The organism is Vibrio sp. V39_P1S14PM300, from assembly GCF_009904765.1.
GTDB lineage: Bacteria > Pseudomonadota > Gammaproteobacteria > Enterobacterales > Vibrionaceae > Vibrio > Vibrio proteolyticus.
The window spans coordinates 1-8798 of the sequence record NZ_WXWP01000089.1; the positions used below are offsets into that span (position 1 = coordinate 1).

Consider the following 8798-nt stretch of genomic DNA (forward strand, 5'->3'; position numbering starts at 1 on the left):
AGCTTACCCATCATCAATATGCTCGAAACTCGCTGATGGCGATGACCAAAGATTGGAACCTCTTTAGTGAGTTTTGTCGTTCAAAACGAGTCAAATCACTGCCCAGCTCGACAACAGCTGTTCGTTTGTTTCTGGAAAAAGAAGCCAGAATAAGAAAATACGCCACCCTCAAACGTTACACCGTCACCATAAGTGTTATTCATCGCATATTGGTTCAGAAAGATCCGACGTCAAGCTCGGTGGTGAAATCGGCATTGTCAGGTCTCCGTTTAACCAAACATGGTGATGCGACTCAGGCTGCCGCTTTTAACGCCAAACATATGGGGGCGTTGGACAATGCTTTATCACGCTCAAAGTCTATTCGGGATCTACGTAACCTCGCGCTCTGTTATGTGATGTTCGAATGTGCATTGAAACGCAATGAAGTCAGGAATCTTAATCTGGAGCAATTTTCCGATACCGAAATGGGCATGACACTCTCTATCGGAGACAAAACGTATCGTTTAAGTGCTCCCGCTAGGGATAGCATGACTAAATGGTTTACCGCACTTCCCTATTCCACCGGACCAGCATTCCGAGCCATCGATCGACATGGCAATATATCATTGAGCCTGATGGACGACTCATCCCTTTACCGTGTTGTGCGTTCGGTCAGTGACATTATTGGTGTTTCGATTCAATTTTCAGGTCAGTCGATGCGGGTAGGCGCGGCAAAAGAGTTGGCTAAGAGAGGATTGAAAGTCAGAGAGATTCAAGAATTTGGTCGATGGCTCAGCCCTGCAATGCCTTATCAGTATACTGGTAACAAAGCGGCTGCAGAGGCTGAGAAGATGGCTTACTTATCGTTTAAACCACTCGAGTGAATCAACGTTTAACGGATTCATAAACGCAACTGGCCAAAAACTCATGGAACTGATGGCCATTGTGCTGCAGCATTTTAGGAAACATTGAAATTGGCGTCATTCCCGGGAATGTATTTACCTCATTCAAGTAGATATCACCGTCTGGGGTTAAAAAGAAATCGATGCGAGATAAATGGCGCAACTTCATATGTGTAAACACTTTTAGCGCACTTTCCCGGATGATACGTTGCTGCTCATCCGTCAGATCTTTCGCTTCAACTTCAGTGACTGAATGGCTGTCTGTACTGTACTTCTCTTCATAGGTGTAAAACACGTCCTCAGGAGCGATGATTTCTCCTGGTTTCGTGACAAAGAGTTCGCCGTCAATTTGATAAGCTGCTACTTCCAGTTCTCTTGGCTTGACTGCTTTTTCAACCAGAACCTGATCGGAGTATCCAAATGCATCATTAATGGCAGTTTGAAGATCCGTTTTATTTGTGACCTTGTAACAACCGACGGATGAACCTTGTCTCGCTGCTTTAACAAACACCTGTCCCCAAGTATCAAACGCTTCTGAGCTTCGAGCATAGGCCTGTTCATTATTGTCGGTCAGGAACAAATACGGCGTGTTGGGAATCCCTAAGGCGTCGTACCAGAGCTTCGAGGTGATTTTGTTGAAGCTGTTGGTGCTGGCTTCCGGGCCACAACCCAAATAAGGAATGCCGGCCAGCTCGAGCATCGACTGGATATCACCGGTTTCCCCCGGAAAACCGTGAATGCAAGGAACAACAAACTCGACCTGCTTGGAGAAGGAATCCGTGTTGATTGTACCTGTATTGGTATCCAGATAAGCCAGCTCGCCATCGGCACAGTACCAACCGTCGAGCTTCATTTCGATTCGAATGACATCAAAGCCAGGAGTCATACTCAACTGAGCTTGTACGAAGTCTGCAGAAACGAGTGACACTTCGTGCTCGGATGAGCCACCGCCACATAATAAAAGAATAGTCGTATTAGCCATTTAAAATCTTTCCGTGATACAACCGATTAAGTGGGAACCATAATAATCAATTCAGCCACAACTTACACCGGTCGTACTGTATTTGGTTGAATGTTTCAGCCTGTTCGCCTAATTGTTAAACATAAAAAAGGGGCTTTCGCCCCTTTCCTGTCAACTTTCAGTTAGTTTAGCTTATTCAACGTTGGAAACTCTGAGTTTTTGATTTTATCGATGCTTTTCACAAATGGCTTCAGGTTCCGGAAGTTGGCTGGCAGGTTGGCAATTGCAGCTTGCGCTTCTGCATGAGTCGCGTAATCACCAAACAAAACGGTATACCACTTTGTTCCGTTTACCACTTTATAGTTTTCCCAGATAGGTTGGCCATTAGCTGGTAGTTGGCGAGCGAACGAATCCACTTTATTCTGTGAACCGACAGCGGCTACTTGAATGGTGTAACCATAACGAGAACTCATGGCTTTTTGCTTAGCGGATGGCGGTTTCAAAGCGACAGCCGTACTACTTTTTGCGACTGGTTGTGGCTTCGTCATCGGTTTTTGCGGTGCGGGTTTGGCTTTTACGACGTTGTTTTCAGTGATCCCATTAACCGTACCGTCCTTTGTCACTACTGGCTGCTCAACTTTAGCGGTAGTGTAGTCCTCTCGGTAGCTCTCTGAGGTGACGTCAGTAATATACGTATCTGAGGCACAAGCGGCCAAACCCAAAGACAAGCTAACAATTGCTAATTTTTTCATGAAATCTCGAACGCCTATAATAGAAACTAATGTAAATCATGCCGTTAGAGCTGCGTAGAATCAACCCGAATCATCAAAATATCTAAGCATACCTGTGACTTTGAACACAAAGTGACACGCAAAAGATGCGCATTCGATCACAGTGATATTAAAAGGCGCAGCTTGCTGCCTTGGCTTTGGTTAATCTATGGTCATAAATGGGCCATTACTGGTGAATTATGAACACACTCGCTGCGTTGCTCAAACCCCGCTCAGTTGCTGTAATAGGCGCGTCCATTAACAGTGAACGGGCAGGAAACATTGTGATGAAAAACTTACTCCAGGGTGGTTTTGAAGGCGCAATCATGCCTGTTACTCCTAAGTACCCTTCTGTGTGTGGTGTGCTTGCCTACAAGAGTGTGAATCAACTTCCTATGGTGCCGGACATTGCCGTTTTATGTACGCATGCATCGCGGAATCTCGACATCTTTCGTCAGTTGGCAGACAAAGGTGTGAAATCGGCTGTGGTATTGTCGTCCGACATGCACGTGATTGATGCAAGCGGTCTTTCTATACAAGAGCAGTGTTTACGCGTTGCCAAACAAGCTGGGATAAGGGTTCTTGGCCCCAACAGTCTTGGATTGATTCTCCCCTGGTTGAACTTCAACGCGTCGTTTTCTCCGGTGACAGCCAGTAAAGGCAATATCGCGTTTATCTCTCAATCAGCAGCGGTGTGTACCACCATACTCGATTGGGCGAATGATAAAGATATTGGATTCTCGGCTTTTATTTCCCTTGGCAATGCAGCAGATATCGACTTTTCAGATCTTTTAGATTGCCTCAGCACAGACAGTCACACTGACGCTATCCTTCTGTATGTGGATACCATTCAGGATGCTCGCCGATTTATGTCTGCAGCGCGTGCCGCTTCACGTAACCGTCGTATCCTGGTTTTAAAAGGCGGTCGGACGAAAGCGGGTCGAGAGGCAGCTCAGGCTCATACTGGCGGCGCCGACACCATGGACATCATTTATGATGCAGCAATCCGCCGAACCGGGATGCTGCGGGTAAAGAATACGCACGAATTGTTTGCCGCTGTTGAGACCTTAACTCATGCCGTCCCTCTACGTGGTGAGCGGTTAGCGATTATCACTAACGGTGGCGGTCCGGCGATCATGGCCGTCGACACTTTGCTGGAACGTGGCGGCAAGCTGGCCGATTTAGATCCTCCTCTTTATGACCAGCTCAGTCATGTACTGCCACAAAGTTGGTCACATCGAAATCCTATCGACATGGTTGGTGATGCAGGCCAACAGCGTTATGTGAAAACCATCAATGCGGTTTTAGACAGCGATTGTGCGGATGCCCTGCTTATTATGCACAGCCCCTCGGCTATTGCTCATTCCGAGCACACCGCACTGGCAGTCGTCGATGCGATCAAATCACACCCACGGCATAAGCGTTTCAATATTCTCACTAACTGGTCAGGAGAGTTGACCGCAAAGCCGGCCAGGCAAATTTTCACTCAAGCCGGGATACCAACCTATCGGACTCCAGAAAGCGCGGTGACCGCTTTCATGCACTTAGTCGAGTATCGGCGTAACCAGAAGCAGCTGATGGAAACGCCAACAACTGCCGAACCTGTTCATGTTGCAGAGTTGAATACCGCCAAAAAGTGGATAGAAGAAAGATTACTGGATAAAAGCACAGTATCCATGGACACTCATCAGATTGGTAAGTTTTTAGCGTGTTTCGATTTTAACGTGCTCCCCACCTGGTTAGCCTCTGATACCAGCGAAGCGGTGCACATCGCCGAACAAATCGGATACCCAGTAGCCGTGAAACTGCGCTCGCCAGATATTGCTCATAAATCTGACGTTCAGGGCGTCATGCTGAACCTTCGTAACAGTCAGGAAGTGGCCAGCGCCGCCCAAGCGATACTCGATAGGACGCAACTTTCCTACCCATCAGCCAATATTCACGGCTTGTTAGTGCAAGGCATGGCAAAACTAGCAGGAGGGGAAGAGATTCGAATCAAAGTGAAAACCGACGAAACATTTGGCCCCGTGATCTTGCTTGGCCAAGGTGGATCCGAGTGGGATGAGGCACTTGATGCAGAGGCTGCACTCCCCCCATTAAATATGACGCTGGCTCGCTATCTTATCGTGCGCGCAATTAAACGTGGCAAAATCCGACTGCAAAAGCTGCCTGAACCAATGAATATCACTGGTCTATCAGAGTTTTTGGTCAGAATTTCGCAAATGGTAGTAGATTGCCCGGAAGTTCATGGGCTGGATATACATCCAGTTCTGGCTAATGGAAATGATTTCATCATTCTGGACGCCGATCTTGTTCTGCAACGCTATCAAGGTGATGCGCAAACAAAACTCGCTATACGCCCCTATCCCGTCGAATTTGAAGAACACGTGACATTGCGAGACGGCGACACAATATTAATTCGTCCGATCCTTCCGGAAGATGAACCGGATCATGCAGCGTTTATTCATCGGGTGTCGAAAGAGGATTTATATAAGCGTTTTTTTTCCGATGTGGGCGAATTTAATCACGAAGCATTAGCGAATTTGACTCAAATCGATTATGACCGGGAAATGGCCTTTGTCGCTGTCGAGCATGATATCGAAGGGCACCCTTCGATTCTCGGCGTCTCCAGAGCACTGATTAATCCTGAGAATACCGATGCTGAATTCGCGATATTGATTCGTTCCGATCTAAAAGGTAAAGGTCTCGGTAAGATACTGATGCGCAAGATCATTGATTACTGTCAGAAAAAAGGTACCAAACAAATGTCGGGGATGACCATGCCATCGAACCGAGGCATGTTGATGTTGGCGCAGAAGATGGGATTTGCGCTGGACGTGCACTTTGAGGATGGTACCGCCGATATGGTCTTGCCGTTAAATGCTGAATAGAAAATTTAGGAAAGTCACCACCCCACTGTCGTTTTGACGCTGGGGTGGGTGGTAATGTGTCAGGCAAAGACGCCACAGAATTCAGGCCAGTTTCCAATTTTTTTTCAGATACTGGATACACCAAGACTTTGCTTCACCAATTTTATTGCGTCGCCATGCCAGAATAATTTCTATACCGGTTTCATCCGTATCCGCGATTTGCTTTAACTTTCCTTGTTCAATCAAGGGCTGAGCCACATGAGACGGCAAGGTTCCGATCCCCAGACCACCGGTCAGGGCTTCTATTTTGGCACTAAAACTGGTAACGGTCAGACGTGGCTGGCGCTGCAAAATGTTCACACTCATGGCGGGTTGTTCTCTGGCGGTATCCGCGATGGCGATCACACGATATTTTTCACGTGCTGTATCGTCAAACGGCCCCGAACGCTTATGCACATAATGATCGCTTGCTGCCACCCAAATCATACTCATTTCACCGATAGTTTCGGCTTTCACATCATGGGGCAAAGAATCGATTCTTGGGCAAACCAGCAGGTCAGCGCGGCCCTCAGCCAGAGATTCCCAGCAGCCCGCCAGGATTTCCTCCTGTAAACGCACTCGTGTTTTGCTCACATTGCCTAACGCATCAACCATAGGGAAAAAGTTGTGAATCGGAATGATGCCATCAAATGCGATGGTGATGTCAAGTTCCCAACCATTTGCCAGCACACTGGCATCATGCACCAGCTTTTCGGTTGCAGTCAGAATAGCCCGGCCCCGCTCAAGGATAAGCTTACCGGCGTCAGTAAAGCTCGCCCGATGTCCCGAACGATCAAAGATCATAATATCCAGATCTTGTTCAAGCTTTTGAATCTGATAGCTCAAAGATGATGGGGCTCGATTAAGCTCTGTTGCTGCCGCAGCAAAACTTCCTCGCCTGTCGATAGCGTCAAGTATATGCAGTGCTTCAAGCGTAATTGGACTTTGCAAGTTCGGCTTCCTTATTGAGTGAACGATTATTTTATGTGACTCTAATCACACATATGACTTGGTTTTATACTTATAACTTATGACATTCATTTTCTAAGTCAATGTAATAAAAGCAGATTACAGAATGTCAGTTCAAACTTAAAGAACAAATTTAGCCTTACGCAAATGCAAACGATAGTAATTATCATTTAGATCTAATAGAATGACGCCCGTTGTTTCTACCTGAATTGGATTTAAGGTAATTATAAATGTATAAAAAATCATTGTTGTCTGCGTCAATTCTGATCGCACTTTCTCCTTCAGCCTTCGCGGAAGACTACTCACTGTTTGATGAAGTTGTGGTTTCGGCAACCCGAACAGAACAAAACAAAAAGGATGTCTCCTCTTCCATTGAAACCGTTTCATCTGCTCAAATCGACGACACCCTAGCCACTGACCTCAAACAGGCGTTGCAATACACGCCTGGTGTCGAAGTGGAAGGTTCGGGCCGATTTGGCATTGCTGGTTTTAATATTCGTGGTGTTGAAGGCAGTCGTGTAAAAACCATGGTTGATGGCGTACAGCAACCTGTACCGTACAACCCTGGTGCCAGTGAACAACGCAAGTATCCCAATGCTATCGAAGTGGACACACTACAGAATATAGAGATCAATAAAGGCCCCTCTTCAACTCTATACGGTTCTGATGCCATGGGAGGTGCGGTTCTGTTGAGAACCAAAAAACCTGATGATGTCTTAATCACCGACGGAAATGAGCATCGATTTGGGATCAAATCCGGTTACATGTCCGCCAATGAAGAATACAAAACCACACTTACCTGGGCGATGCGTCAGGACAAGTTAGAAACGTTGTTGATGGCAACATACGCTCAAGGCCACGAAACTGAAACACACAGCTCTGGAGCAGACATTGAAGGACCAGACAGAGGCGCCGCGAATCCGGCTGACAGTAAGCTTGGTAACCTCCTCGCTAAAGCATTTTACCAAGTGAATGATGACAACCGTGTCGGCCTGACGGTTGAGTATTACAACAAACGCTATGATGAAGATGAACTGAACTATAACGGCTATAGCATCATGCCTGGGTTCACGTATACGGATAACTACAATAAAGATACCAATGAACGACTGCGTGTTAGCTTCGAACATCAGATGATGATGAACACGCTGCTTGCTGACTCGCTAAACTGGTCTGTTAACTATCAGGATTCGAGTTCACTGAATAAAAACTACGACACAACCCCTTTTAACGGTCGCCGTATGCGCGAACGAGAAGCCTTAGACAAAACCGTCCAGTTTGACACTCAGCTGTCCAAACTGGTTGATATTCAGGGGAATGCACACGAGTTCACCTACGGCATGAATTACCTTTACAATCAGTTTGAGCTTGATAATACGGATCACAAACTCGATGCCGGTACCGTATCTCCCGGCAGCACAGGCATTCCCGATGCCAATGTCACGCAATGGGGTTTGTTTGTTCAGGATCAGGCGTATTTCCTACAAGACAAGCTTATCCTGACCGCAGGCCTGCGTTATGACAACTTTAAGGCAGATCCTTCAACAGACGATGGTTACACAACCTCGTACAAGGCGAATAAAGACGATGCCTTTACCGGTCGTCTAGGATCGGTCTACCACTTGAATGATCAGCTTTCGGTATTTGGCCAGATCAGTCAGGGCTTTAAAGCACCGACTGTTTACGATCTTTACTACTTTTACAATCAAGGTGCGATCATCGAAGCCAACCCAGACCTGAAAGCAGAAAAAAGCCTGGCCTATGAAATGGGTTTCCGTGGACAAAACCCGTCTGCCAACTTCGAAATTACCGCTTTCTATAATGATTACCGTGATTTCATTACGGAAGAAAAAACCGGTGAAGAAGGCGGAAAAGACGTCATCACGAAGAAGAACCTGGACGAAGTGCGCATTTACGGTGCGGAATTTAGCACCACTGTGCATTTAGACAGTGCATTTAACGCGCCACAAGGAATGTATACACGGCTGTCCATAACCTATGCAGATGGTGAAGACAAAAAAACCGGCAACTCAATCAATAGCGTAGCCCCACTCACTGGTGTTGTAGGGCTTGGATTAGAGCGAGATAATTATGGCGCGATAGCGAACGTAAAAATGGTCGCCAGCAAAGATGACTGGCAATCTGAAGATAACCTGGATGTCGCGGGTTACACCACTGTGGATATGACCGGCTATTACAAACCGATGAAAGATCTGACACTGCGCGCTGGCTTGTTTAATGCTTTAGATAAGAAATACTGGCTGTACAATGATGTATCAGGCACAGATAGCCACTCATCCTTCAGCAA

6 protein-coding genes are annotated in these 8798 nt (G+C 46.7%); 3 read left to right on the top strand and 3 right to left on the bottom strand.

Annotated features, from left to right (window positions below; all coding sequences use genetic code 11):
* On the top strand, window positions 1-863 hold an 863-nt coding region (locus CAG65_RS04145), incomplete at its 5' end, for an integrase (protein ID WP_161452376.1).
* A 1-nt stretch (window position 864) separates the two neighbouring features.
* Here the strand turns inward: CAG65_RS04145 and CAG65_RS04150 are convergent.
* Complete coding sequence (locus CAG65_RS04150) at window positions 865-1863, bottom strand: D-alanine--D-alanine ligase (protein ID WP_161448633.1); 999 nt, start codon at window positions 1861-1863, stop codon at window positions 865-867.
* 161 nt (window positions 1864-2024) lie between these two features.
* Complete coding sequence (locus CAG65_RS04155; protein WP_161452379.1) at window positions 2025-2594, bottom strand: SPOR domain-containing protein; 570 nt, start codon at window positions 2592-2594, stop codon at window positions 2025-2027.
* Between the two features lie 218 nt (window positions 2595-2812).
* Between CAG65_RS04155 and CAG65_RS04160 the strand changes: the two genes are divergently transcribed.
* On the top strand, window positions 2813-5503 hold the full coding sequence (locus tag CAG65_RS04160) for a bifunctional acetate--CoA ligase family protein/GNAT family N-acetyltransferase (protein ID WP_161452382.1): 2691 nt from the start codon (window positions 2813-2815) through the stop codon (window positions 5501-5503).
* 81 nt (window positions 5504-5584) lie between these two features.
* On the opposite strand, the gene CAG65_RS04165 is transcribed toward CAG65_RS04160, so the two are convergent.
* Window positions 5585-6472 carry a LysR family transcriptional regulator gene (locus CAG65_RS04165; RefSeq protein WP_161452385.1) on the bottom strand — a complete coding sequence of 296 codons (888 nt, stop codon included), beginning with the start codon at window positions 6470-6472 and terminating at the stop codon, window positions 5585-5587.
* A gap of 248 nt (window positions 6473-6720) precedes the next feature.
* On the opposite strand from CAG65_RS04165, the gene CAG65_RS04170 reads away from it, so the two are divergent.
* On the top strand, window positions 6721-8798 hold a 2078-nt coding region (locus tag CAG65_RS04170; protein WP_161452388.1), incomplete at its 3' end, for a TonB-dependent hemoglobin/transferrin/lactoferrin family receptor.